Source organism: Enterobacter cloacae complex sp. ESBL7 (assembly GCF_041679625.1).
In the GTDB taxonomy this organism is placed as follows: Bacteria; Pseudomonadota; Gammaproteobacteria; order Enterobacterales; family Enterobacteriaceae; genus Enterobacter; species Enterobacter asburiae_B.
In genome coordinates, this window is record NZ_JBGORN010000001.1 from 439,631 (window position 1) to 464,116 (window position 24,486).

General features: G+C 55.1%; 19 protein-coding genes and 7 tRNA genes. 3 read left to right on the forward strand and 23 right to left on the reverse strand.

Going from position 1 to position 24,486, the window contains the following annotated elements:
• Positions 1-5 precede the first annotated feature (5 nt).
• Entirely contained in the window at positions 6-2,588 is a 2,583-nt protein-coding gene (leuS, locus tag ACERY3_RS02150) for a leucine--tRNA ligase (protein WP_033144930.1), read from the reverse strand.
• A 214-nt stretch (positions 2,589-2,802) separates the two neighbouring features.
• Between leuS and ACERY3_RS02155 the strand changes: the two genes are divergently transcribed.
• Positions 2,803-3,285 carry a zinc ribbon-containing protein gene (locus tag ACERY3_RS02155; RefSeq protein WP_032661386.1) on the forward strand — a complete coding sequence of 161 codons (483 nt, stop codon included), beginning with the start codon at positions 2,803-2,805 and terminating at the stop codon, positions 3,283-3,285.
• A 149-nt stretch (positions 3,286-3,434) separates the two neighbouring features.
• Here ACERY3_RS02155 and rihA read toward each other — a convergent pair whose 3' ends face one another.
• From rihA to miaB, 10 genes are all read right to left on the reverse strand, one after another.
• Positions 3,435-4,376 carry a pyrimidine-specific ribonucleoside hydrolase RihA gene (gene rihA / locus ACERY3_RS02160; protein ID WP_193138911.1) on the reverse strand — a complete coding sequence of 314 codons (942 nt, stop codon included), beginning with the start codon at positions 4,374-4,376 and terminating at the stop codon, positions 3,435-3,437.
• Between the two features lie 120 nt (positions 4,377-4,496).
• Positions 4,497-5,222: an amino acid ABC transporter ATP-binding protein gene (locus tag ACERY3_RS02165; protein ID WP_014883001.1), complete on the reverse strand. Its 726-nt coding sequence runs from the start codon at positions 5,220-5,222 to the stop codon at positions 4,497-4,499.
• Positions 5,222-5,896, reverse strand: a complete 675-nt coding sequence (gene gltK / locus ACERY3_RS02170) for a glutamate/aspartate ABC transporter permease GltK (protein WP_014883002.1) — start codon at positions 5,894-5,896, stop codon at positions 5,222-5,224. The genes ACERY3_RS02165 and gltK overlap by 1 nt, the downstream gene beginning before the upstream one ends.
• Positions 5,896-6,636, reverse strand: a complete 741-nt coding sequence (locus ACERY3_RS02175) for an amino acid ABC transporter permease (protein ID WP_023310756.1) — start codon at positions 6,634-6,636, stop codon at positions 5,896-5,898. Before ACERY3_RS02175 ends, gltK begins: the two co-directional genes overlap by 1 nt.
• A gap of 155 nt (positions 6,637-6,791) precedes the next feature.
• The gene (locus tag ACERY3_RS02180) at positions 6,792-7,697 is read right to left on the reverse strand and encodes an amino acid ABC transporter substrate-binding protein (RefSeq protein ID WP_008501049.1); all 906 of its coding nucleotides are present in this window, start codon (positions 7,695-7,697) and stop codon (positions 6,792-6,794) included.
• A gap of 409 nt (positions 7,698-8,106) precedes the next feature.
• The gene (lnt, locus tag ACERY3_RS02185) at positions 8,107-9,645 is read right to left on the reverse strand and encodes an apolipoprotein N-acyltransferase (RefSeq protein WP_373224987.1); all 1,539 of its coding nucleotides are present in this window, start codon (positions 9,643-9,645) and stop codon (positions 8,107-8,109) included.
• 5 nt (positions 9,646-9,650) lie between these two features.
• Entirely contained in the window at positions 9,651-10,529 is an 879-nt protein-coding gene (gene corC, locus ACERY3_RS02190) for a CNNM family magnesium/cobalt transport protein CorC (RefSeq protein ID WP_021242574.1), read from the reverse strand.
• A gap of 89 nt (positions 10,530-10,618) precedes the next feature.
• Positions 10,619-11,086, reverse strand: a complete 468-nt coding sequence (ybeY, locus tag ACERY3_RS02195; RefSeq protein WP_008501052.1) for an rRNA maturation RNase YbeY — start codon at positions 11,084-11,086, stop codon at positions 10,619-10,621.
• Positions 11,083-12,129 carry a PhoH family protein gene (locus ACERY3_RS02200; protein ID WP_008501053.1) on the reverse strand — a complete coding sequence of 349 codons (1,047 nt, stop codon included), beginning with the start codon at positions 12,127-12,129 and terminating at the stop codon, positions 11,083-11,085. The genes ybeY and ACERY3_RS02200 overlap by 4 nt, the downstream gene beginning before the upstream one ends.
• Positions 12,130-12,292: 163 nt before the next feature.
• Positions 12,293-13,717 (reverse strand): tRNA (N6-isopentenyl adenosine(37)-C2)-methylthiotransferase MiaB, encoded by a 1,425-nt coding sequence (gene miaB / locus ACERY3_RS02205; protein WP_033144935.1) that lies wholly within the window; start codon positions 13,715-13,717, stop codon positions 12,293-12,295.
• A 135-nt stretch (positions 13,718-13,852) separates the two neighbouring features.
• On the opposite strand from miaB, the gene ubiF reads away from it, so the two are divergent.
• A complete protein-coding gene (ubiF, locus tag ACERY3_RS02210; RefSeq protein WP_373224988.1) occupies positions 13,853-15,028 on the forward strand; it encodes a 3-demethoxyubiquinol 3-hydroxylase in 1,176 nt (391 codons plus the stop codon).
• Positions 15,029-15,138: 110 nt separating this feature from the next.
• Here the strand turns inward: ubiF and ACERY3_RS02215 are convergent.
• From ACERY3_RS02215 to nagB, 12 genes are all read right to left on the reverse strand, one after another.
• A tRNA-Gln gene (locus ACERY3_RS02215) sits at positions 15,139-15,213 on the reverse strand.
• Between the two features lie 36 nt (positions 15,214-15,249).
• A tRNA-Gln gene (locus ACERY3_RS02220) sits at positions 15,250-15,324 on the reverse strand.
• 40 nt (positions 15,325-15,364) lie between these two features.
• A tRNA-Met gene (locus ACERY3_RS02225) sits at positions 15,365-15,441 on the reverse strand.
• A gap of 17 nt (positions 15,442-15,458) precedes the next feature.
• A tRNA-Gln gene (locus tag ACERY3_RS02230) sits at positions 15,459-15,533 on the reverse strand.
• A 32-nt stretch (positions 15,534-15,565) separates the two neighbouring features.
• Positions 15,566-15,640: transfer RNA gene (locus ACERY3_RS02235), tRNA-Gln, on the reverse strand.
• Between the two features lie 23 nt (positions 15,641-15,663).
• Positions 15,664-15,748: transfer RNA gene (locus tag ACERY3_RS02240), tRNA-Leu, on the reverse strand.
• 8 nt (positions 15,749-15,756) lie between these two features.
• Positions 15,757-15,833, reverse strand: a tRNA-Met gene (locus tag ACERY3_RS02245).
• 226 nt (positions 15,834-16,059) lie between these two features.
• A complete protein-coding gene (gene asnB / locus ACERY3_RS02250) occupies positions 16,060-17,724 on the reverse strand; it encodes an asparagine synthase B (RefSeq protein ID WP_023310762.1) in 1,665 nt (554 codons plus the stop codon).
• A 249-nt stretch (positions 17,725-17,973) separates the two neighbouring features.
• Complete coding sequence (gene nagD, locus ACERY3_RS02255) at positions 17,974-18,726, reverse strand: ribonucleotide monophosphatase NagD (RefSeq protein ID WP_023310763.1); 753 nt, start codon at positions 18,724-18,726, stop codon at positions 17,974-17,976.
• Positions 18,727-18,771: 45 nt separating this feature from the next.
• Complete coding sequence (locus ACERY3_RS02260) at positions 18,772-19,992, reverse strand: N-acetylglucosamine repressor (protein ID WP_021242995.1); 1,221 nt, start codon at positions 19,990-19,992, stop codon at positions 18,772-18,774.
• Between the two features lie 8 nt (positions 19,993-20,000).
• Complete coding sequence (gene nagA, locus ACERY3_RS02265; RefSeq protein WP_373224989.1) at positions 20,001-21,149, reverse strand: N-acetylglucosamine-6-phosphate deacetylase; 1,149 nt, start codon at positions 21,147-21,149, stop codon at positions 20,001-20,003.
• Positions 21,150-21,204: 55 nt separating this feature from the next.
• On the reverse strand, positions 21,205-22,005 hold the full coding sequence (nagB, locus tag ACERY3_RS02270) for a glucosamine-6-phosphate deaminase (protein ID WP_023310765.1): 801 nt from the start codon (positions 22,003-22,005) through the stop codon (positions 21,205-21,207).
• 328 nt (positions 22,006-22,333) lie between these two features.
• Between nagB and nagE the strand changes: the two genes are divergently transcribed.
• Entirely contained in the window at positions 22,334-24,355 is a 2,022-nt protein-coding gene (gene nagE / locus ACERY3_RS02275; protein ID WP_075203929.1) for an N-acetylglucosamine-specific PTS transporter subunit IIBC, read from the forward strand.
• Positions 24,356-24,486 lie beyond the last annotated feature (131 nt).

Genomic DNA, 24,486 nt, shown 5'->3' on the forward strand with positions numbered 1-24,486 from the left:
CGCGCTTAGCCAACGACCAGATTGAGCAGTTTACCCGGTACGTAGATCACTTTACGTACGGTAACGCCCTCAAGATATTTTGCGACCAGAGGTTCCTGGCCCGCGCGCTCGCGAACCTGTTCTTCGGTTGCATCGACCGCCACTGTAATTTTACCGCGGACTTTGCCGTTTACCTGGACCACAACCAGCGTCGTGTTTTCCACCATCGCGGCTTCGTCAGCCTGCGGCCACGGCGCGTTGTCAATATCGCCTTCGCCTTTCAGCTCCTGCCACAGGGTGAAGCTGACGTGTGGAGTGAACGGGTTCAGCATGCGAACGACGGCCAGCAGCGCTTCACGCATTAAGGCACGATCCTGCTCACCGTCCTGCGGGGCTTTCGCCAGCTTGTTCATCAGTTCCATAATAGCCGCAATTGCGGTATTGAAGGTCTGACGACGACCAATATCATCGGTCACTTTCGCAATCGTTTTATGAACATCGCGACGCAGCGCCTGCTGATCTTCAGTCAGTGCGGCGGCGTTCAGCGCCGGGGCATCGCCCAGTGCAGTGTGTTCGTAAACCAGTTTCCAGACGCGTTTCAGGAAGCGGTTCGCCCCTTCCACGCCGGACTCCTGCCATTCCAGGGTCATGTCGGCCGGAGAGGCAAACATCATGAACAGACGCACGGTGTCCGCACCGTAACGCTCAACCATTACCTGCGGATCGATGCCGTTGTTTTTCGACTTAGACATCTTGCTCATGCCGGTATAGACCAGTTCATGACCTTCGGCGTCTTTCGCCTTAACGATACGGCCTTTCTCGTCGCGCTCGACGATCGCATCAACCGGAGAAACCCAGTTACGCTCGCCGTTAGCACCGACGTAATAGAACGCATCTGCCAGTACCATGCCCTGACACAGCAGCTGTTTTGCTGGTTCGTCAGAGTTCACCATGCCTGCATCGCGCATCAGTTTGTGGAAGAAGCGGAAGTAGAGCAGGTGCATGATGGCGTGTTCGATGCCGCCGATATAGATATCAACCGGCAGCCAGTAGTTTGCCGCATCGGAATCGAGCATACCGTCCTGATACTGCGGGCAGGTGTAGCGCGCATAGTACCAGGATGACTCCATAAAGGTGTCAAAGGTGTCGGTTTCACGCAGCGCAGGCTGACCGTTGACGGTGGTTTTTGCCCACTCAGGATCGGCTTTGATCGGGCTGGTGATACCGTCCATGACCACGTCTTCCGGCAGGATCACCGGGAGCTGATCTTCCGGCGTTGGCATCACGGTGCCATCTTCCAGCGTCACCATTGGGATTGGCGCGCCCCAGTAACGCTGACGGGAAACGCCCCAGTCGCGCAGACGGAAGTTAACTTTACGCTCGCCCACGCCCAGAGAGGCCAGCTTATCGGCGATGGCGTTGAAGCCCTCTTCGAAGCTCAGGCCGCTGAATTCACCGGAGTTGAACAGGGTGCCTTTTTCGGTCAGCGCTTGTTCGGACAGGTCGGGTTCAGAACCATCGGCGGCCAGAATAACGGCTTTAATCGGCAGGCTGTATTTGGTGGCAAACTCGTAGTCGCGCTGATCGTGTCCCGGAACGGCCATTACCGCGCCTGTACCGTACTCCATCAGCACGAAGTTCGCTGCCCAGACAGGAATCGCTTCGCCAGTCAGCGGATGCTTCGCATAGAAGCCTGTCGCGACGCCTTTTTTCTCCATCGTCGCCATGTCGGCTTCGGCCACTTTGGTGTTGCGGCACTCGTCGATGAAGGTGGCCAGCTCCGGGTTGTTCTCTGCCGCTTTCTGCGCCAGCGGGTGACCTGCGGCCACGGCCAGGTAGGTCGCGCCCATGAAGGTGTCCGGACGGGTGGTGTAGACAGTCAGGGTCTGGTCGTAGTTCTCAACGTTGAAGGTAATCTCCACGCCTTCAGAACGGCCAATCCAGTTGCGCTGCATGGTCTTAACGGTATCTGGCCAGTGGTCGAGGTTATCCAGATCGTTCAGCAGCTCATCAGCGTAAGCGGTGATTTTGATAAACCACTGTGGGATCTCTTTACGCTCAACTTTGGTGTCACAGCGCCAGCAGCAGCCGTCGATAACCTGTTCGTTCGCGAGAACGGTCTGGTCGTTCGGACACCAGTTAACGGCAGAGGTCTTCTTATAAACCAGGCCTTTTTTATACAGCTCGGTGAAGAACTTCTGCTCCCAGCGATAGTATTCCGGGGTACAGGTTGCCAGCTCGCGGCTCCAGTCATAGCCAAAGCCCAGCATCTTGAGCTGGTTTTTCATGTACGCGATATTGTCGTACGTCCACGGCGCCGGTGCGGTGTTGTTTTTGACCGCCGCGCCTTCCGCAGGCAGACCGAACGCATCCCAGCCGATAGGCTGCAGAACGTTTTTGCCCAGCATGCGCTGGTAGCGTGCAATCACATCGCCGATGGTGTAGTTACGCACATGGCCCATGTGTAGTCGACCAGAAGGATAGGGAAGCATCGACAGGCAGTAATACTTCTCTTTGCTCTCGTCTTCGGTTACTTCAAAGGTGCGCTTCTCGTCCCAGTGTTGCTGGACTTTTGATTCTATCTCTTCCGGGCGGTATTGCTCTTGCATGGCAGCCAGTGGTCCTGTTTTCAATACAGCTACAAATGTAGCCAATGGATGTGGTAATTCAGATCCGCATAGCATAGCCCAAACGCCAGCGTCAAAACAGCCTTTCGCACAAATGCGCTTTGCAGGAATTTACCGGGTCTGTGCTTCACCTGACAAAGCGGCGATGAAATAAGGTCTATTATTAGAAATAGTTACTTACCCGGGAGGCAAAATGATGAACAAGGTTGCTCAATTTTACCGCGAACTGGTGGCGACACTGACGGAACGGCTGCGTAACGGCGAGCGAGATATCGACGCGCTGGTGGAGCAAGCGCGTGCCCGCGTGACGCAAACGGGTGAGTTAACGCGAACCGAAGTGGAAGAGGTGACGCGCGCCGTGCGTCGCGATCTGGAAGAGTTCGCGCGCAGCTACCAGGAGAGCCAGGAGGAGGTTACGGACAGCGTTTTTATGCGGGTGATTAAAGAGAGCCTGTGGCAAGAGCTGGCCGACATCACGGATAAAACGCAGCTGGAGTGGCGCGAGGTCTTTCAGGATTTGAACCATCACGGTGTGTATCACAGTGGTGAGGTGGTCGGCTTGGGAAATCTGGTATGTGAGAATTGCCACCATCATATTGCGGTATATACGCCGGATGTCCTGCCGCTGTGTCCGAAATGCGGCCACGATCAGTTCCAGCGTCGGCCGTTTGAGCCCTAAATAAAAGCAAAACTCTCTGCTCCCTCTCCCAGTGGGAGAGGGGTGGGGTGAGGGCATCAGGCTGCACATGGTAAAAGCAAAACGGCAACCACGTTGCCGTTTTTAGTGTTTGCCCCCTCTCCCCGTGGGAGAGGGTTGGGGTGAGGGCATCAGGCCGCACTATAGTAAGCAAGTCTCTCCGCCAGCAAATCCACAAACGCCTCGCGGTCGATGTCCACCATCACCGTGGTATTCGGTTTATTCCCCGTCAGCGAGTAGTAATCCACCACCGTCATTCCCTGGGTGTATTTTCCCTGCGTCTCAACACCAACCCATCTGTCCACCGTGGTGAACATCTCCGGCTTCAGTAGCCAGGCAATGGTGCACGGGTCGTGCAGCGGCGCGCCGTGGAAGCCCCATTTCTCAACTTTGTGATACTCCATAAAGAAGTCGAGCAGCTCGGCCACGGTTGTCGCGACCGTATTACCCACCGAGCGGAATCGCTCAATATCGTCCGCCATAATCTGCGCGCGGTGGGTAACGTCCAGTCCCGCCATTACAATCGGTAAGCCGGACTGAAAGACGATTTCCGCCGCTTCCGGGTCGACAAAGATGTTGAACTCCGCCGCTGGCGTCCAGTTACCGAGCCCCATGGCGCCACCCATAATCACAATACGGGCAATTTTATTATGCAGCTCGGGATGGCTGTTCAGCAGCAGCGCAACGTTGGTTTGCGGTCCGGTTGCCACCAGCGTTACCGGTTCTGCACTTTCGCGCAGCACCTTCGCCATCAACTCGACGGCGGTACCGTTTTGCGGCGTGAAACCCGGCTCCGGCAGTGCCGGACCGTCCAGCCCGCTTTCACCATGAACGTTGTCGGCAATAATCAGCTCGCGCATCAGCGGCTTCACGGCCCCGCCGGCGACAGGAATATCTGTGCGTTTGAGCAGCGTGAGCATGCGCAGCACGTTGCGCAGGGTTTTTTCAGGGGTCTGGTTTCCGGCGGACGAGGTGACGGCTTTTACGTCGAGTTCAGGGGAGGCAAGTGCAAGGACGAGCGCGATCGCGTCATCATGACCCGGATCGCAATCGAGAATAATAGGCTGTGCCATAGCGTTCTCCATACGTAGCGTTATTTTGTGACAAGGTTAACGCTGCAATGTGACGCCGACGAGCGGAAGTGAGTGAAAGCGTGAAGCAGTGCGCAATCCGCAGATTGCGCACCGGGAAGATTAATGCAGGATTTTCGCGAGGAAATCCTTCGCACGTTCGGATTTCGGGTTAGCGAAGAACTCTTCTTTCGGTGAGTCTTCGACAATTTTCCCTTCGTCCATAAAGATCACGCGGTTGGCCACTTTACGGGCAAAGCCCATTTCGTGGGTCACCACCATCATGGTCATCCCTTCGTGCGCCAGCTCGACCATTACGTCCAGCACTTCATTGATCATCTCTGGATCGAGCGCCGACGTTGGCTCATCAAACAGCATTGCCACCGGATCCATGCACAGCGCGCGGGCGATCGCCACACGCTGCTGTTGGCCGCCAGAAAGCTGTGCCGGGAACTTATCGGCATGCGCCGAAAGCCCAACGCGTTCCAGGAGCTTCAGACCTTTCTCGCGCGACGCTTTTTTATCACGCTTCAGCACTTTTACCTGCGCCAGCGTCAGGTTCTCAATAATGGAGAGGTGAGGGAACAGCTCAAAGTGCTGGAACACCATGCCAACGTGAGAGCGAAGCTGGGCGAGATTAGTTTTCTTATCGTTGACTTTGGTGCCGTTGACAACGATCTCACCCTGCTGCACCGGCTCCAGTCCGTTGACGGTTTTAATCAGCGTCGATTTACCGGAGCCGGACGGCCCGCATACCACCACTACGTCGCCTTTTTTGACTTCGGTGGAGCAGTCGGTCAGCACCTGAAAGTGCCCATACCATTTAGAAACATTTTTCAGGGAAATCATTATACCGTCCTTTTCTTCAGCCAGCTGACCAACAGCGACGCGCTTAAACTAATCACAAAATAGACCGCACCCGCAAAGAGCACCATCTCGACCTGCGTACCATCACGTTCACCGATGGTTGACGCGGTACGGAAGAAGTCTGCCAGACTCAGAACGTAGACCAGCGAGGTATCCTGGAACAGCACGATGCCCTGGGTCAGCAGGAGCGGAACCATGGCGCGAAACGCCTGCGGCAGAATAATGAGCTGCATGGACTGCCAGTGCGTCATTCCCAGCGCCAGCGCGGCGCTGGATTGCCCGCGGGAGATACTCTGAATGCCCGCTCGGATAATCTCCGAGTAGTAAGCGGCCTCGAACATTGAGAACGCCACCATGGCGGAGATCAGACGGATATCGGTTTTCGGCGACAGCCCCAGCACGTTCTGCAGGAAGCCGGGCACAATCAGGTAAAACCACAGCAGCACCATCACCAGCGGGATGGAGCGGAACACGTTAACGTAGGCGGTCGCAAACCAGGCGAGCGGCTTAAAGCTCGACAGGCGCATGACGGCCAGCAGGGTGCCCCAGACGATACCAATGATGATGGCAATAACGGTGATTTTTAAGGTAATCACCAGGCCATCAAGCAGGTAAGGCATGGATGGAACGATAGAACTCCAGTCAAATTCGTACATTATTTGCCCCCCAGATTACCCGGCAGGCGGATTTTGCGTTCAACCAGGTTCATCACCAGCATGATGAAAGCGTTAATCAGAACATACGCGAGCGTGATCGCGGTGAAGGATTCCCACGCGTGAGCGGAATAATCCAGCAGCTTGCCCGCCTGCGCGGCCATGTCGACCAGGCCGATAGTCGAGGCGATGGCCGAGTTTTTCACCAGGTTCATCATCTCGGAGGTCATCGGTGGAACGATAACCCGGTAGGCGTTAGGCAGCAGCACGTAGCGGTAGGTTTGGGGCAGCGTCAGGCCCATCGCCAGGCCCGCGTTTTTTTGTCCGCGCGGCAATGACTGAATGGCGGCACGCACCTGCTCGCAAACGCGCGCAGCGGTAAACAGCCCCAGACACATCATGGAGGAGACAAAGAACTGCACGTTCGGATCCAGTTCCGACTTGAACCACATGCCAATATTTTCCGGCAGCAGTTCCGGGATGACCAGATACCAGGTAAAGAATTGCACGATCAGCGGAACGTTACGGAACAGTTCCACATACAGGGTGCCAAGCGTTGAAAGAAAACGGTTAGGGACGGTGCGCAGAATACCGAACAGAGAACCGACAAGAAACGCGATAATCCACGCCGTTATCGATAGTGCCACGGTGACCTGAAAGCCGCTCCACAGCCAGCCAAGATAGGTGGTGTTGCCGAACGGGGCTTGTTGCAGGAATATGCCCCAGTTCCAGTCTATTGACATAATACACTCCAGAAAAAAAAGGGTAGCAGCGCTACCCTCGAAGATTGGTGAGAAGCTCATTTTTCGCGCTGAGTGGGGAACGACCACTCAACGTATAGTCTGTCCATGCTTCCCGACAATCGAGAGGGCAGGAGATCCCGCCCCTGTTGTTCTAATTAGTTAAGAGCCTTGTCATTTGGAGATTTGAACAGCGCCTTCATGTCGTCAGACAGTTCAAAATTCATGTTCAGGTTTTTTGGTGGAATCGGGTTCTTGAACCATTTGTCGAACCATTTTTCCGCTTCGCCGGAGGTCTGCACCTGAGCGATGGTGTCATCGATCAGCTTTTTGAACTGCGGATCGTCTTTACGCAGCATACAGCCGTAGGCTTCTTTGGACTGCGCGGTACCGACGATATCCCAGTTGTCTGGTTTCTTCGCTTTCGCACGTTCGCCCGCCAGCAGGGCGTCATCCATCATAAACGCGACGGCACGACCGCTTTCCAGGGTACGGAAGGAGTCGCCATGGTCTTTCGCGCTGATGATGCGCATATCCATTTTCTTCTCGTCGTTCAGCTTGTGCAGCAGCACTTCTGACGTGGTACCGGAGGTCACAACAACCGCTTTGCCTTTCAGGTCAGCGAAGTCTTTGATCTCACCGCCTTTCTTCGTCAGCAGACGGGTGCCCACGACAAAGATGGTGTCAGAGAAGGCAGCCTGTTTCTGACGCTCGAGGTTGTTGGTGGTGGAGCCACACTCGAAGTCAAAGGTGCCGTTTTGCAGCAGTGGAATACGGTTCTGTGAAGTGATTGGGATCAGCTTCACCTGCAGGTCAGGTTTGTTCAGCTTTTTCTTCACAGCTTCAACGATGGCGTTGGAGTAGTCCTGTGAATAGCCCACGACTTTTTGCGTGTTGTCGTAGTAAGAGAACGGGACTGAAGATTCACGGTGGCCGACCACGATGACGCCGTTTTTGGCAATCTTGTCGAGAGTGCTGCCTGCTGCCGGAGCATCTTCAGCGTGAACCACGCCTGCAGACATTCCCATAACCAGCATTGCTGTGGCCAGTTTACGTAATTGCATACCCAACTCCTTTTTTATCAGCGCCAGCGACGCATTGATACCCATTGTGATGTTGTTATATCTCGCGCAGTGCGAGTGCAGTGTTATGCAAGCTTGTTAACATTTAGTCTGGCTTAATGTAAAGATTTTGCTGCGTTATTGTTTATTTTTGCGAAGCGCGCCGCACCATTCAGAGGCAAATATCTCCCGTTGCACCGTTTCGGTGCTACCGATGATCTACGCTGGTGCGACAAAGTTGCACGTTAAGCCAAACTGCGTTTACCTGAATAAACAAAGCAATAGGCGTGCCAGATTTACGATTGGGGGAGGGGATTGTCGGGTGCGCTGACGCTTACCCGACCTACGGGAACGGAAATGGGGAATGTAGGCCGGGTAAGGCGTAGCCGCCACCCGGCAGGAAGAGGTGAGATTATCGAAGACGCTGACGCAGGCTCATCAGCACCGCGCCAAAGCCGAACAGCACGGTCAGTATCCACAGCGGCCAGTTGCCGGTGCGCGCGTATGGCGTCAGCCCGGTGGTTGGCGTGACTTTAGTGGTCAGTACCTCACGGGTAAACTGCGGGATCATCGCCTGAATCTCGCCCTGCGGACCAATCACGGCGGTGATGCCGTTGTTGGTGCTGCGCAGCAGCGGACGCGCCAGCTCCAGGGAGCGCATACGTGCCATCTGGAAGTGCTGCCACGGGCCGATTGACTTACCAAACCATGCATCGTTGGAGATGGTCAGCAGATAGTCAGTATCCGGGCGGAAGTTATCGCGTACCTGCTCGCCGAGAATGATTTCGTAGCAGATGGCCGCCGTCAGGGCCAGGCCGTGCGCGTGCAACTGAGGCTGTACGTACGGGCCGCGGCTGAAAGAGGACATCGGCAGGTCAAAGAACGGGGCCAGTGGGCGCAGAATCGACTCCAGCGGGACAAATTCACCAAACGGCACCAGGTGGTTCTTGTTGTACCGGTCAGTGGAGTGGTAGCTGTACTCGCTATCTTTCCCGAGCGTAATGATGCTGTTGTAGGTGTCGTAGCGGTTCTGCTGATTCAGACGCGCATCGACAATCCCGGTGATCAGCGTGCTGCCGCGCGCCAGCAGCAGGTCGTTCATCATGTTGAGGAACGGCTGCTGGTTAATTTCCAGATCGGGGATTGCAGACTCCGGCCAGATAATCAGCTGGGATTTACCCATCACCTCTTCGGTGGCGTTGGCGTAGATCTTCAGCGTATTCAGCAGTTCTTTCTCATCCCACTTCATGGACTGCGGAATATTCCCCTGCACCATGGACACCTGCATGGCGCGCTCTGGCTCGGGCGTGAACCACTGGATATAGCGCAGCGGGAAGGGCAGGGCAAACAGCACCAGCGCCACAGCCAGGGGTTTCCAGCAGCGCTGGACCAGCGCCAGGACCAGCAGACCGCTGACCACCATCAGCAGGAAGTTGATGGCCTCAACGCCCATTACCGGTGCCAGCCCTTTCAGCGGGCCGTCAATCTGGCTGTAGCCGAACTGTAGCCACGGGAAGCCCGTCAGCACCCAGCCGCGCAGGAACTCGGTTATTTGCCAGACCACCGGCGCGGCAATGGCGACGCGCAGCCAGGTGGTTTTTGGCCACAGGCGAGAAAGGATGCCGGCGAACAGACCGGTATAGAGCGAGAGATACGCGGCGAGCAATACCACCAGGAAGACGTTGACCGGGCCTGGCATACCGCCAAACTGGGCGATGCTGACATAGACCCAGTTGATGCCTGAGCCAAACAGCCCCAGTCCCCAGAAGTAACCGATGGCCGCAGCCTGTACGGGACGACGATTCAGGGTCAGGCCCTGAAGCCCCATCAGGGATAGAATGGCGGCGGGCCAGATATCGTAAGGAGAAAAAGCCAGCGTACCGCTGGCTCCGAGTAACAGCGCCAGCAGCAAACGGATGCGCTGGCGTTCAAGCAGTGGGGCAAATGCCATTTACATTAATCTTCCAGTTTTGGCACCGGTGAGTCGTCCGGCGTTCTGACGTGAACCTGTATAATACGTCGGCTGTCGGCCATTGCCACTTTGAACTGGTAACCGTCGATGTCAACGGTCTCACCGCGCGCCGGGAGGTGGCCAAAGGCCTGCATCACCAGCCCGCCAATGGTATCGACCTCTTCATCGCTGAAGTGGGTACCGAAGGCGTCGTTAAAGTCCTCAATCGAGGCCAGCGCGCGTACGGTCCAGGTGTGGCGGCTAAGCTGACGGAAGTCGATATCTTCTTCTTCGTCGTACTCGTCTTCGATTTCGCCCACGATCAGCTCAAGAATATCCTCGATCGTGACCAGACCGGAAACGCCACCAAACTCATCAATAACAATCGCCATGTGGTAACGCTGAGAGCGAAACTCTTTCAGCATCCGATCCACACGTTTACTTTCCGGCACAACCACGGCCTGGCGTAACACTTTTTCCATGCTGAAGGCTTCGGCATCGCTGCGCATAAACGGCAGCAGATCTTTGGCCATCAAAATCCCTTCGATGTGATCTTTGTCTTCGCTGATGACCGGGAAACGCGAGTGGGCGGATTCGATGATCACATCGAGGCACTCGTCCAGGGTCTGGTTACGTTTCAGGGTGATCATCTGCGAGCGGGGGATCATGATATCGCGAACGCGCTGGTCGGCGATGTCCATAACCCCTTCGAGCATTTCGCGCGTATCTTCGTCGATAAGGTCGTTCTGCCCGGAATCACGAATCAGCTCCAGCAGTTCATCACGGTTTTTGGGTTCGCCGTGGAAAAGCTGGTTCAGAATGAGGGAGAAAAATCCCTTTTTACTGGTTGTCGTGTCGCTACTGTGTGAATTGTCGTCGCTCATGGCGTTTGTTAAGGGTTCTCTTGTTAGTTCAACGTTTACCGCCACGCGATATCCTTTCGTGGCGGCATGTGAGTCCGTCAGGTGACGGACTATTCTTTCTCGGCAATGTACGGATCCTCATAGCCCAGAGCAAGCATTATCTCTGTCTCGAGGGACTCCATCTCTTCCGCTTCGTCATCTTCAATGTGATCGTAGCCGAGCAGGTGCAGGCTGCCGTGTACCACCATATGCGCCCAGTGGGCCTCAAGCGGCTTTTGCTGCTCTTTGGCTTCCTGTTCAACCACCTGACGGCAGATGATCAGATCGCCTAACAGCGGCATCTCAATGCCCGGCGGCGCTTCGAACGGGAAAGAGAGCACGTTGGTCGGCTTATCTTTCCCGCGATAGGTCAGGTTAAGCTCATGGCTTTCTGCTTCATCCACCAGGCGAATCGTGACTTCTGATTCTTCCTGAAACTGAGGAATAACGGCATCCAGCCATTTCTGAAACTGTGCCTCATCTGGCATGCCGGAATTGTCTTCACAGGCCAGCTGTAAATCGAGGATCACCTGACTCATTTCTGTTCTTGCTCCTGCGCTTCGCGCTTACGTTCTGCGGCCAGTTCGGCCTTACGCTTCTGATCCGCTTCTTCCCAGGCTTCATAGGCGTTAACGATACGCGCGACCACCGGGTGGCGTACCACGTCTTCACTGTGGAAGAAGTTAAAGCTGATTTCGTCGACCTCGGCCAGCACCTCAATGGCGTGGCGCAGGCCGGATTTGGTGCTGCGCGGCAGGTCGATCTGGGTGACGTCACCGGTAATGACCGCTTTCGAGTTAAAGCCGATACGCGTCAGGAACATCTTCATCTGTTCGATGGTGGTGTTCTGGCTCTCATCGAGAATGATGAACGCATCGTTCAGCGTACGACCGCGCATGTAGGCGAGCGGGGCCACTTCGATAACGTTACGCTCAATGAGCTTCTCAACCTTCTCAAAGCCGAGCATCTCGAACAGCGCATCGTATAACGGGCGCAGATACGGGTCGACCTTCTGGCTCAGATCGCCCGGCAGGAAGCCCAGCTTTTCGCCCGCTTCAACGGCCGGACGGGTCAGCAGAATACGACGGATCTCCTGGCGTTCCAGCGCATCTACCGCAGCGGCAACGGCCAGATAGGTTTTACCCGTACCCGCCGGACCCACCCCGAAGGTGATGTCGTGGTCGAGGATATTGGCGATGTACTGCGCCTGGTTTGGCGTACGCGGCTTAATGACGCCACGTTTGGTCTTGATATTGATTGCCTTACCGTAGTCCGGCACGCTTTCCGCGCTTTGCTCAAGCACGCGCGCCTCTTTAATGGCGAGGTGAATTTGTTCCGGTTCGATATCCTGAATTTCGCCGCGCATGGGTGATGTATCCACATACAGGCTACGCAGAATGTCCGCAGCGGCGTTGACGCAGATAGGGCGTCCGGTAAGTTTGAAATGATTATCGCGACGATTGATTTCGATACCCAGACGTCGCTCCAGTTGTTTGATGTTGTCATCAAACGGCCCGCACAGGCTCAGCAGGCGAGCGTTGTCTGCTGGCTCAAGGCTAATTTCACGCGTATCTATATTCAAACTGTTCCTCTTTAATTGGTTAACTGACCCATTGCGATAGGACGTAATAAAACGGTCATTACCGAAATTATTCACGCCACAGAATAAAGGCGCAAGCGTTGCGGAAGATATTGGGGACGATGAGAGGAAATACAAGGCCTGCCGGAAAGGCAGGCCAGGAGGATTAAGGCTGGTAAATCCCCACGCCAGAATCGTTTTCTTTACGGGTACGAGAGATCACGGATTCCGGTGACTCGGCAATACGCAGGCCCATTTCGTCCTCGGTGCGTACCAGCTTCGCGCGCAGCGAGTTGGTCAGCACTTCGACAATCTCGACGTCCACGAATTTACCGATCATATCCGGGGTGCCTTCAAAGTTCACCACGCGGTTGTTTTCGGTACGACCGGAGAGTTCCATAATGCTCTTGCGGGAGGTGCCTTCCACCAGAATGCGCTGAACGGTGCCGAGCATACGGCGGCTCCACGCGTTGGCCTGCTGGTTAATACGCTCCTGCAGAATATACAGACGCTGCTTTTTCTCTTCTTCCGGCACATCGTCAACCATATCGGCCGCAGGTGTTCCAGGACGCGCAGAGAAGATGAAGCTGTAGCTGACGTCAAAATTCACTTCACCGATGAGCTTCATGGTGCGCTCGAAGTCATCAGCGGTTTCGCCAGGGAAGCCGACGATAAAGTCGGAGCTGATCTGGATATCCGGACGGGCTTCACGCAGCTTGCGAATGGTGGACTTGTACTCCAGCACCGTATGCGGGCGGCCCATCAGGTTCAGCACGCGGTCAGAGCCACACTGAATCGGCAGGTGCAGGAAGCTCACCAGCTCTGGCGTATCGCGATACACGTCAATGATGTCGTCGGTAAACTCCATCGGATGGCTGGTGGTAAAGCGAATGCGGTCGATGCCGTCAATCGCGGCCACCAGACGCAGCAGTTCGGCAAAGCTGCCGGTGGTGCCGTCGTAGTTTTCCCCGCGCCAGGCGTTTACGTTCTGGCCCAGCAGGTTCACTTCGCGAACGCCCTGTGCGGCAAGCTGCGCGATTTCAAACAGAATATCATCTGCCGGACGGCTGACTTCTTCACCACGGGTGTAAGGCACCACGCAGTAAGTGCAGTATTTGTTGCAGCCTTCCATGATGGAGACGAAGGCGGTCGGGCCATCGGCGCGCGGCTCCGGCAGACGGTCAAACTTTTCGATTTCCGGGAAGCTGACGTCAACGACCGGGCTACGGTTGCCGCGAACCTGATTGATCATCTCCGGCAGGCGGTGCAGGGTCTGAGGGCCAAAGACGATATCCACATACGGGGCTCTCTGGCGAATCAGCTTACCTTCCTGCGACGCGACGCAGCCACCCACCCCGATGATCAGGTCCGGATTTTTTCGTTTGAGAAGCTTCCAGCGGCCTAACACGTGAAAGACTTTTTCCTGCGCTTTTTCACGAATCGAACAGGTGTTCAGCAGCAGCACGTCCGCTTCTTTCGCATTTTCAGTCAGCTGGTATCCGTGGGTTGAATCCAGCAGATCGGCCATCTTGGATGAATCGTATTCGTTCATCTGACAGCCCCAGGTTTTTATATGGAGTTTTTTAGTCATCGACTTGCTCAGCTCAGGATTGCAAGCCGCGTATTGTAATGCTTTGGTGGGGTTGTGACCAGTATGAAGGTTATGTGTCTCAGGACCGCAAAAATCCGGTAAACTTAAGGGATTCTCCAATAAGGAAAATTGACCATGACACTCCTACACACCGAAGTTGCCGTTGTCGGCGGCGGTATGGTCGGCGGCGCGCTGGCGCTGGGGCTGGCGCAGCAGGGATTTGAGGTAACGGTAATCGAACAGGCTGCTCCGCCGGCATTCGATCCCGCGAGCAAACCGGATGTGCGCATTTCCGCGATCAGCGCGGCGTCCGTCGATCTGCTGCGCGGGCTGGGCGTCTGGGAGGTGGTGCTGGCGATGCGCGCCCATCCTTACAGCCGTCTTGAAACCTGGGAGTGGGAAAATGCCCACGTCGCGTTCGATGCCGCTGAGCTGAAGCTGCCGCGCCTGGGTTATATGGTGGAAAACAACGTGCTCCAGCAGGCGCTCTGGCAGGCGCTGGAGGCGCATCCGAAGGTGACGCTGCGCGTTCCGGCGTCGATTAAGGCACTGTATCCTCACGAGAGCGGGTATTTGCTGACGCTCGACAGCGGCGATGAACTGGCCGTGAAGCTCGTCGTCGGAGCGGACGGCGCTAACTCGCAGGTCAGACAGATGGCGGGAATTGGCGTTCATGCCTGGCAGTATGAGCAGTCCTGCATGCTGATTACCGTCGAGTGCGAGAATGCGCCGGGAGAAAGCACGTGGCAGCACTTTACGCCGAATGGCCCGCATGCCTTTTTACCGCTGTTTGATAACTGGGCATCGCTGGTCTGGTACGACAAACCGGCACGCATTCGCCAGCTGCAGGGGCTTACAATGGAACAATTGCAGCGGGAAATCCGCCTGCATTTCCCGAGCCGTCTGGGCAACGTGATGCCGGTGGCTGCAGGGGCGTTTCCCCTCACGCGACGTCACGCTTTGCAGTATGCTCGTGAAGGGCTGGCGCTGGTGGGCGATGCGGCACACACCATTCATCCGCTGGCCGGGCAGGGCGTGAACCTGGGGTACCGTGATGTCGATGCGTTACTGGATGTGCTGGGCAGCGCCCGCGGGCACGCGGAAAACTGGGCCAGCCATCAGGTGCTGAAGCGTTACCAGACGCGACGCATGGCGGATAACTTTATCATGCAGTCGGGGATGGATCTGTTTTATGCCGGGTTCAGCAATGACTTAGCCCCGGTGCGCATTCTGCGTAATATTGGATTGATGGCAGCGGAACGTGCCGGTGGTCTGAAGCGTCAGGCGCTGAAATACGCCTTAGGACTTTAATTTTCATTCCCTCTCCCCGTGGGAGAGGGTCAGGGTGAGGGCATCAGGCCGCACCATTCTGAACAACAAAAACAAAAAAGCCCGCATAGCGGGCTTTTTTGTTACTTAAGTGGCTGGGGTGCAGGGATTCGAACCCCGGAATGCTGGTATCAGAAACCAGAGCCTTACCGCTTGGCGACACCCCAATTGCGTTAAACAAGCTGCTTAACGACTTTTTAAATTGGCTGGGGTACGAGGATTCGAACCTCGGAATGCCGGAATCAGAATCCGGTGCCTTACCGCTTGGCGATACCCCAACAATTTGTCTTGATTACCGAAAAATCGACAATCTTAATTTGGTGGCTACGACGGGATTCGAACCTGTGACCCCATCATTATGAGTGATGTGCTCTAACCAACTGAGCTACGTAGCCAGTACTGCAATCTTCGATGGCTGGGGTACCTGGATTCGAACCAGGGAATGCCGGTATCAAAAACCGGTGCCTTACCGCTTGGCGATACCCCAATACCGCGGAGAACCGCAAAATCGAAGAAATATGGCTGGGGTACCTGGATTCGAACCAGGGAATGCCGGTATCAAAAACCGGTGCCTTACCGCTTGGCGATACCCCATCCGTGCAACGCTTACCCGGGAATGGTGCGGGAGGCGAGACTTGAACTCGCACACCTTGCGGCGCCAGAACCTAAATCTGGTGCGTCTACCAATTTCGCCACTCCCGCAAAAAAGATGGTGGCTACGACGGGATTCGAACCTGTGACCCCATCATTATGAGTGATGTGCTCTAACCAACTGAGCTACGTAGCCATCTTTTTTCGCGTTACCTTATCGGCGTTGCGGGGCGCATTATGCGTATAGACCCTTGCAGCGTCAACACCTTTTTCAACGAAAATAGCCGGAATGTGACTGTTTGGTTAGGTTGCGAACAGCGTGGCCGAATATTCGGCAATTATTGGTTATTAATCAGATTTAGACGGTGAAATGTGAGGCAAAAAAATCAGGCCCCTGAGGGGCCTGATTGCGATCTGAGTGATTATTTGTAGGCTGACTGGTGAACGCCTACCGCGCGTCCTGACGGATCGTTCATGGATTTGAAAGATTCATCCCATTCAATCGCTTTGGCAGAAGAGCAGGCGACGGACGGGCCACCCGGTACGCACTCCGCAGCGCTCGGCACCGGGAACAGCTCTTCAAAAATTTCACGATACAGATAGGCCTCTTTCGAGCCCGGCGTGTTGTACGGGAAGCGGAAGCTCGCGGTTTCCAGCTGTTGGTCAGAAACCTGTTTCGCCGCGACCTCTTTCAGGGTGTCGATCCAGCTATAGCCTACGCCATCAGAGAACTGCTCTTTCTGACGCCATGCCACGCTCGCCGGCAGGTAGGATTCAAAACATTCACGCAGGATATGTTTTTCCATTTTGCCGTTGCCGCACATCTTGTCCTGCGGGTTGATGCGCATCGCCACGTCGAGGAATTTCTTATCCAGGAACGGCACGCGTGCTTCCACGCCCCAGGCCGACATCGCTTTGTTGGCACGCGCACAGTCGAACATGTGCAGCGCCTGCAGCTTGCGCACGGTCTCTTCGTGCAGCTCTTTGGCGTTCGGCGCCTTGTGGAAGTACAGGTAGCCGCCAAACACTTCGTCAGAACCTTCACCGGAGAGCACCATCTTGATGCCCATCGCTTTGATCTTGCGCGACATCAGGTACATCGGCGTTGAGGCGCGGATGGTGGTCACGTCATAGGTTTCAATGTGATAGATCACATCGCGGATCGCATCCAGACCTTCCTGCACGGTGAAGTGAATCTCATGGTGCACGGTGCCGAGGTGGTTCGCCACTTCCTGCGCGGCTTTCAGGTCAGGCGCACCTTCCAGGCCAACTGCAAAAGAGTGCAGCTGTGGCCACCAGGCTTCTGAGCGCTCCTGATCTTCCACGCGACGGGCCGCGAATTTCTTGGTGATCGCGGAGATCACGGAGGAGTCCAGACCGCCGGAGAGCAGCACGCCGTACGGCACGTCGGACATCAGGTGGCTTTTGACGGAATCTTCCAGGGCCTGACGCAGCTCGGCTTTGTCCGTGACGTTGTCTTTTACCGCATCATAGTCGAACCAGTCACGCTGGTAATAGGAGCGGATCTCGCCGTCTTTGCTCCACAGATAGCTGCCTGCCGGGAACTCTTTAATGGTGCGGCATACCGGCACCAGGGCTTTCATTTCAGAGGCGACGTAGAAGTTGCCGTGCTCATCGTGGCCCATGTACAGCGGGATAATGCCGATATGGTCACGGCCAATCAGGTAAGCGTCTTTTTCGCTGTCGTACAGGGCGAAGGCAAACATGCCCTGCAGGTCGTCCAGGAACTCAGGCCCTTTCTCCTGATACAGCGCCAGGATCACTTCACAGTCAGAACCGGTCTGGAACGCGTAGCGGTCGCCGTATTCGGCGCGCAGCGCCTGGTGGTTGTAGATTTCACCGTTGACAGCCAGCGCGTGCGTTTTTTTCTCGTTATACAGCGGCTGTGCACCAGCGTTGACGTCAACAATAGACAGACGTTCGTGAGCCAGAATCGCTTTGTCACTGGCGTAAACGCCTGACCAGTCCGGGCCGCGATGGCGCATCAGGCGGGACAGTTCGAGTGCCTTTTTACGCAGTTCGCCCGCGTCAGTTTTAATATCCAGTACGCCAAAAATTGAACACATAACCTTCTCCGTTAACCCTGTTGCTTTGTAATGTTGCTTGCTTATGAAAATGCCGCAAAGGGGCAGGGCGCGCAAGCGTTTTACGGGTGAAAACGGAAATAGTGCAATAGCGATTGCGGAATAGTGAAAAAAGAGTACGCCATGAATTCTTTTATTGATGATTATGCAATAAAACGTGCTTTTTGTTAGATGTGGTTTTATTTGTGCAGGCCATAAATGAAAAACCACGCCCTGAGGCGTGGTTCGGTATCAGATGATGTCGATTTCATCGACGGAGGGGTAAATCCAGCTTGGCCGGAACGGCATCGAATCAATGTCATCAAGTTGAGAGACGCCGGAGAGGACCAGAATCGTCTCCAGACCCGCCTGGAATCCGGCCAGAATATCGGTGCGCAGGTTGTCGCCGACAATAACGGTTTCTTCAGAGTGGGCCTGCATCTTGTTGAGCGCGGCACGAATGATCCACGGGCTCGGTTTACCGACCACAAACGGCTGACGACCTGAGATTTTCTCGATACCGGCGCACAGCGCGCCGCAGGCCGGATAAAAACCACGGCCGTGCGTGTCCGGGTTGGTCGCGATAAAGCGTGCGCCGCTGGCGACAAAGTATGCTGCCTTATGCATCATCTCCCAGTTAAAGGAGCGCGTTTCGCCGACAATCACAAAGTCCGGGTTCACGTCAGTGATGGTAAAGCCAGCTTTGTACAGCTCGTGTATCAGCGCACCTTCACCCACTACGTAGGCTTTTTTCCCTTCCTGACGCTTCAGAAAATCTGCCGTGGCCATTGCCGAGGTATAAAACACGCTGTCCGGAACGTCGACGCCCGCCGTGGCAAAGCGGTTAGCCAGATCCTGACCGGTTTGGGAAGGGTAGTTCGTGAGCAGAACCAGAGGCATTCCTTTGTCGATGATGCGGTGAAGAAACTCCGCAGCACCCGGCACGGCAACGTTGTCGTGCATCAGCACGCCGTCGATATCACAAATTACATTCTTAATGGTCATGGACAGTCCGACATCAAAAAAAGAAGGCGTTACTATAAGGTCCGATCAACTTTCCAGCAAATGCTGCAGCAGAATTCCGTTGAGCATGGCGCGTTTGACCAGCGCGAACGCGCCAATCGCCGAGCGATGATCAAGCTTTGAACGAACCACCGGGAGGTTCTGGCGGAATGCTTTCAGCGCCTGGGTGTTAATACAGCCTTCAATGGCGGGGAGCAGCACCTTTTCCGCTTCCACAATTTCACCGGCGATCACCACTTTCTGGGGGTTAAACAGGTTAATGGCGATGGCGATGGTTTTCCCCAGATGGCGGCCTACCTGCTCAATCACTTCGCAGGCCAGCGCGTCGCCTTTATTGGCGGCTTTGCAGATGGTGCCTATCTTGCAATCGTCCAGCGTGACGCGGCTTTGATATCCCTGTTCAAGAAGATGGCGAACGCGCTGCTCGATGGCCGTGTTCGCGGCAATCGTTTCAAGGCAGCCGAAGTTGCCGCAGTGGCAGCGCTCCCCGAGGGGTTCAACCTGAATGTGGCCAATCTCGCCGACGTTACCGTTGCGACCAATAAAAATACGGCCGTTAGAGATAATACCGGCGCCCGTTCCGCGGTGAACGCGCACCAGAATAGAGTCTTCACAGTCCTGGCTCGCACCAAAGTAGTGCTCTGCCAGCGCCAGAGAGCGAATGTCGTGACCCACAAAGCAGGTCACCTTAAAACGCTTTTCCAGCGCGTCGACCAGCCCCCAGTTTTCAACCTGAATATGCGGCATATAGCGGATCACGCCGCTTTCCGGGTCGACCAGTCCGGGCAGAATCACGGAGATGGCGATGAGTTCACGGATCTTGCGCTGACAGCTTTCAATAAACTGCGCGATGGTATTCAGCAGCGCATGCTCCAGCGTCTCCTGAGTGCGCTCCGGAAGAGGGTAGTGCTCTTCCGCAATCGCTTTACTGCTCAGATCGTACAGCGTGAGCGTGGTGTCATGACGGCCCAGACGGACGCCAATGGCCTGAAAATTGCGGGTTTCGGTAATAATGGAGATGGCGCGGCGGCCCCCGGTAGAGGCCTGCTGATCGACTTCTTTGATCAGACCGCGCTCAATGAGCTGGCGGGTAATTTTTGTCACGCTGGCGGGAGCAAGCTGGCTCTGTTCGGCTATCTGAATTCGCGAGATTGGTCCGTGCTGGTCAATCAGGCGGTATACCGCCGCACTGTTAAGTTGTTTAACGAGATCGACATTACCGATTTGAGCTTGTCCGCCAGGTGTCATACTTTTACTTACTCAGTGACGACCTCGTTACCATTAACGATGGTCTTAATAATTTTATAATCGTGTGTGAATGCCGTCAGGTTTGCAACCATACCTGGTGCAATTTCGCCGAGCTGTTTATCCACGCCCATTGCGCGCGCCGGATAAAGGGTGGCCATACGCAGGACTTCATCAAGCGCAATCCCGCAATGTTCAACCAGGTTACGCACCCCTTCAATCATGGTTAAAGAGGAACCGCTCAGCGTACCGTTTTCATCCACACACAGTCCATTGCGGTAGTATATTGTTTTACCGGCAAAAATGAACTGCTCAATATTTGCACCTGCCGGTGCGGTGGCATCCGTCACCAGACAAAGCTTGTCACCTTTCAGCCGCTTAGCGTTGCGGATGTTGGTGTAATCGACGTGTAAGCCGTCGGCAATAATGCCGCAGTAGACGTCTGGCTCATCCAGAATCGCCCCGACCAGACCCGGTTCACGGCCTGTGATATACGGCATGGCGTTGTAAAGGTGCGTTGCGAAGGTAATGCCCGCGCGGAAACCGGCTTTCGCTTCTTTCAGCGTCGCGTTTGAGTGGCCAGCTGAAACGATAATCCCGGCGGCGGCCAGTTTACTGATCACATCCGTACCCGTCATTTCAGGCGCCAGCGTCACTTTGGTGATCACATCGGCGTTCGCACACATGTAGTCAACCAGCTCCGCATCCGGTTTACGCACGAAATTCGGGTTATGCGTTCCTTTCTTGACCATATTCAACCATGGCCCTTCAAGGTGCAGACCCAGCGCCTGGTTAGGGTGTTTGGCCAGGTATTCGCGCATCACGCGGATACCCTGCTTCATGAGGTCATCACTGCTGGTGATGAGCGTTGGCAGATAGCTGGTGCAGCCCGATTTCTCGTTGGCTTTCTGCATGATCTCCAGCGTTTCGACCGTCACCGCATCCGCGGTGTCATTGAATTGCACACCGCCGCAGCCGTTGAGCTGTACGTCGATGAAACCGGGGGAGATTACTGCTCCATTGAGTGAGCGCTGTTCAATCTCCGGCGGCAGTTCTGCCAGCGGACAAACACGTTCAATCAGGCCATCAGCGATAACAATCGCATGGTCATCCAGAATTTCATGGCCGGTATAAATCCGACCGTGGGTTAAAGCGTACATAACGACCCCCGGTTAAAAAAAGCGGCCGCCTCTTGATGAAGAGGCGGTTATTCAATTACAGACCTTTGATGTTCTCAGCTTCTAACTCGTTGAAGTATTTCAGCGTTTTAACCTTCAGCTCCATCGTGGACGGTTCGTCGCAGACGATGACTGATTTCGGATGCAGCTGCAGGCAGCTGATGGTCCACATATGGTTAACGTTGCCTTCAACGGCAGCCTGGAGCGCCTGCGCTTTCACGCCGCCCAGCACCAGAATCATCACTTCTTCGGCATCCAACAGGGTGCCTACGCCTACGGTCAGGGCGTATTTTGGAACCTGGTTAACATCGCCGTCAAAGAAGCGGGAGTTTGCCACGCGCGTGTCATGGGTCAGCGTTTTAATACGGGTGCGGGAAGCCAGAGATGACGCCGGTTCGTTAAACGCGATATGACCATCATTACCTACACCACCCATGAACAGGTGGATCTTACCGTAAGAACGGATTTTTTCTTCATACTGACGGCATTCTGCGTCAATATCAGGCGCGTTTCCATTCAGCAGGTTAATATTTTCAGATGGAATATCAACGTGATCAAAGAAATTACGGTGCATAAAGCTATGGTAGCTTTCCGGGTGGTCTTTCGGTAAGCCAACGTATTCATCCATATTGAAGGTCACAACATGTTTGAAGCTAACCTGGCCTGCTTTATGCATCTCAACCAGCGCCTTATAGGCGGTCAGCGGCGTGCCGCCTGTCGGAAGTCCAAGAACGAAAGGACGATCGGCGGTCGGTTTAAAGGCGTTAATACGGTTAACGATATGGCGAGCGGCCCATTTACCGACTTGTTCAGCAGTTGCCAGGGGAATCAGTCTCATTGTTCACCTCAAGAGTTTAAGTAGAAGAGTGGGCGGATGGCTATCGGGACCTGATACTTAAGCGTAACCTGGAAACTTTCAGGCCGGATCAATCCGTCTTGATTTTTTGAATGATAAAATAAGTTTTCGCTGTTAGCCAGTATAAGGGAGGGGGAATAACGATATTTGGTGACAAAAATCACAAAAAGTACGCGTTTAATTTGCGATACGAATTAATTTTTCACACACTCACAATGCCAGTGAAGCATCAACTGTATCTATAGTTCGTGACACAATAAAAAACAGAGCTGAGAACATGCCTTAAACGGGGTCTCATAGGGGGAAGAAAGTGAGTATTCTAGGTTATTTACAAAAGGTTGGCCGCGCGCTTATGGTGCCGGTCGCCACGCTGCCTGCCGCAGCCATCCTGATGGGTGTCGGCTACTGGATCGACCCCAACGGCTGGGGTAATACCAGCGCGCTGGCGGCGTTCTTTATCAAGTCAGGTTCCGCCATTATCGACAACATGTCCGTGTTGTTCGCGATTGGTGTGGCTTACGGTATGTCCAAAGACAAAGACGGCGCCGCTGCGCTGACCGGTTTTGTCGGTTTCCTCGTGTTAACCACCCTCTGCTCGCCTGCAGCGGTGGCCATGATCCAAAAAATTCCGGCGGACCAGGTTCCGGCGGCGTTCGGTAAGATCAGCAACCAGTTTGTCGGTATCCTTGTGGGTATTATTTCCGCCGAACTGTATAACCGCTTCAGCAGCGTAGAGCTGCCAAAAGCGCTCTCCTTCTTTAGCGGTCGCCGCCTGGTTCCTATCCTGACCTCGTTTGTGATGATCGTTGTCGCGTTCATCATGATGTACGTCTGGCCGATGATTTTCGACGGTCTGGTGAACTTCGGTGAGCACATCCAGAAACTGGGTTCTGTCGGTGCGGGCGTGTACGCGTTCTTCAACCGTCTGCTGATCCCGGTCGGTCTGCACCACGCGCTGAACTCCGTATTCTGGTTCGACGTTGCCGGTATTAACGATATCCCTAACTTCCTGGGTGGCGCACAGTCCATCGAAGCAGGTAAAGCGGTTGTCGGTATCACCGGTCGTTACCAGGCGGGCTTCTTCCCGATCATGATGTTTGGTCTGCCGGGTGCTGCGCTGGCTATCTACCACTGCGCGCGTCCAGAGAACAAAGCGAAAGTGCTGGGTATCATGATGGCGGGGGCGTTCGCGGCCTTCTTCACCGGTATCACCGAGCCGCTGGAGTTCTCCTTCATGTTCGTGGCGCCGGTTCTGTATGTGATCCACGCCGTGCTGACCGGTATCTCCGTGTTCATCGCTGCCAGCATGCACTGGATTGCCGGTTTCGGCTTCAGCGCCGGTCTGGTGGATATGGTGCTGTCGTCCCGTAACCCGCTGGCGACCCACTGGTGGATGCTGATCCCGCAAGGTCTGGTGTTCTTCGCGATCTACTACATGGTGTTCCGTTTCACTATCACCAAATTCAACCTGATGACCCCGGGTCGTGAACTGGCCGTGGCCGGTAGCGAAGCGGATGGTCAGGATGTGAACGTGAGCGGTGCTCAGGATCAGGACGTTTCAGGCCTGGCGCGTCAGTACATCGCCGCTGTCGGCGGCTCTGACAACCTGACCGGTATCGACGCCTGTATCACTCGTCTGCGTCTGAACGTCAAAGACTCTTCCCTGGTGAACGAAGCGCTGGCCAAACGTCTGGGTGCTTCCGGTGTTATTCGCCTGAACAAAACCAGCGTGCAGATTATCGTTGGCTTCGTGGCAGAGAAAATTGCTAACGCCATGAAAACCACTGGTCCGGTAGCCGCAGCAGAAGCTTCTGCCGCACCTGCCGCTGCGCCAGCGGCCGCAAAACCGCAGGCGGTACCGAACGCCAAAACGGTAGCCGCGCTGGTTTCACCGGTAACCGGTGAAGTCGTTGCGATTGAGCAGGTGCCTGACGAAGCCTTCGCCAGCAAAGCGGTTGGTGACGGTGTGGCGGTGAAACCAACGGACAAAACCGTTGTGTCTCCGGCGGCCGGTACCATCGTGAAAATCTTCAACACCAACCACGCGTTCTGCCTCGAAACCGAAAATGGCGCGGAGATCGTTGTCCACATGGGTATCGATACCGTTGCGCTGAACGGTCAGGGCTTTACTCGCCTGGTGGAAGAGGGCGCTGAAGTGGTGGCCGGGCAGCCGATTCTGGAAATGGATCTGGACTTCCTGAACGCCAACGCGCGCTCCATGATAAGCCCGGTCGTTTGCAGCAACATCGATGACTTCAGTGGCCTGGTCATTCAGGCGAAAGGTCTGGTTGTTGCGGGGCAAACACCGCTGTATGAGATTAAAGGCAAGTAATCGCTCCTGAGTAGAGTCATGCCTTAAGCGGCGGGGGATATCCTCCGCCGCTTTTTTTTGCAGCAAAAGCCCCCATTATTTTCTTCAGAGACGTTTTAAGGGTTGTCACTACGTCCGGCTTATAAGATCAT